A 562-nucleotide genomic window follows, 5' to 3' on the forward strand; every position below is an offset into this window, starting at 1 on the left:
TCCAGCTTCTGAAGGCTTTTACATTGGTCAAAAGGAGATAAGACCGAGTCTTTCCTTACTTGCACCTGATCTTCCCGAAAGCAAAATGACTTTAACAGAGATCGACTGGAGCAGGGAGGTAAAAAGGGAAGTTAATCTTATTGCTATGATGGAGCGTGAGAGGTATGAAAAGGAGAGATCCTCTGTGGAACTTGATGCCCCAATCCCAACGATAAGCAAAGGTGAAAAGTCGCTGATCGAAGTTACCAATGACATTAGGATACACGACCGCAGTTCCAATTATGATATTTACACGGGAAAAAAGAAGATTCCGGCTTATGAGGAAATGCGGGTACCGCTTTTCAGCAGCCCATATCACACGCGTTCCAGGGTTAGAGGATATGTTTCCCCTTATTCCTATTCGCCGTTTTTAAGATAAATTCCGTTATCTTTAATATCGACCTTCCGTTGCTTGTAAAGATTCCCCAGGGCACGTTTAAAACTCTTCTTGCTCATTTGAACTTCCCTTTGAATCTCATTGGGAGACGATTTATCGGTCAGAGGCAGGAAACCTCCTTTTAAT

Annotated in this window: 2 protein-coding genes; one reads left to right on the forward strand and one right to left on the reverse strand. The window is 42.9% G+C overall.

Going from position 1 to position 562, the window contains the following annotated elements:
* The coding region (locus HC175_RS16855; protein ID WP_168139511.1) for a hypothetical protein at positions 1-418 on the forward strand (418 nt) is incomplete at its 5' end.
* Here the strand turns inward: HC175_RS16855 and HC175_RS16860 are convergent.
* A complete protein-coding gene (locus HC175_RS16860) occupies positions 397-546 on the reverse strand; it encodes a hypothetical protein (protein ID WP_317172347.1) in 150 nt (49 codons plus the stop codon). The genes HC175_RS16855 and HC175_RS16860 overlap by 22 nt on opposite strands.
* Positions 547-562 lie beyond the last annotated feature (16 nt).

It is taken from the genome of Salinimicrobium oceani (assembly GCF_012037645.1).